This is a genomic window from Aeromonas allosaccharophila (assembly GCF_000819685.1).
Lineage (GTDB): Bacteria > Pseudomonadota > Gammaproteobacteria > Enterobacterales > Aeromonadaceae > Aeromonas > Aeromonas allosaccharophila.
The window spans coordinates 1-854 of sequence record NZ_CDBR01000059.1 but is presented as its reverse complement, the minus strand read 5'-3'; the positions used below and the strand labels follow the sequence as shown (position 1 = coordinate 854).

The following is an 854-nucleotide window of genomic DNA, read 5'->3' as shown; positions in this document are numbered from 1 at the left end:
CCCAAGGCTGGTAATGGCCGGCGACCTTATCCGCTGGAAACCATGCTACGCATTCACTGCATGCAGCATTGGTACAACCTGAGCGATGGCGCGATGGAAGATGCTCTGTACGAAATCGCCTCCATGCGTCTGTTTGCCCGGTTATCCCTGGATAGCGCCTTGCCGGACCGCACCACCATCATGAATTTCCGCCACCTGCTGGAGCAGCATCAACTGGCCCGCCAATTGTTCAAGACCATCAATCGCTGGCTGGCCGAAGCAGGCGTCATGATGACTCAAGGCACCTTGGTCGATGCCACCATCATTGAGGCTCCCAGCTCGACCAAGAACAAAGAGCAGCAACGCGATCCGGAGATGCATCAGACCAAGAAAGGCTATCAGTGGCACTTTGGCATGAAGGCCCACATTGGTGTCGATGCCAAGAGTGGCCTGACCCACAGCCTAGTCACCACCGCGGCCAACGAGCATGACCTCAATCAGCTGGGTAATCTGCTGCATGGAGAGGAGCAATTTGTCTCAGCCGATGCCGGCTACCAAGGGGCGCCACAGCGCGAGGAGCTGGCCGAGGTGGATGTGGACTGGCTGATCGCCGAGCGCCCCGGCAAGGTAAGAACCTTGAAACAGCATCCACGCAAGAACAAAACGGCCATCAACATCGAATACATGAAAGCCAGCATCCGGGCCAAGGTGGAGCACCCATTTCGCATCATCAAGCGACAGTTCGGCTTCGTGAAAGCCAGATACAAGGGGTTGCTGAAAAACGATAACCAACTGGCGATGTTATTCACGCTGGCCAACCTGTTTCGGGCGGACCAAATGATACGTCAGTGGGAGAGATCTCACTAAAAACTGGG

Annotated in this window: 1 protein-coding gene; it reads left to right on the top strand. The window is 55.9% G+C overall.

The window, feature by feature from the left end:
- The coding region (locus BN1115_RS11305; RefSeq protein ID WP_042657241.1) for an IS5-like element IS5 family transposase at positions 1-846 on the top strand (846 nt) is incomplete at its 5' end.
- Between the last annotated feature and the right edge of the window lie 8 nt (positions 847-854).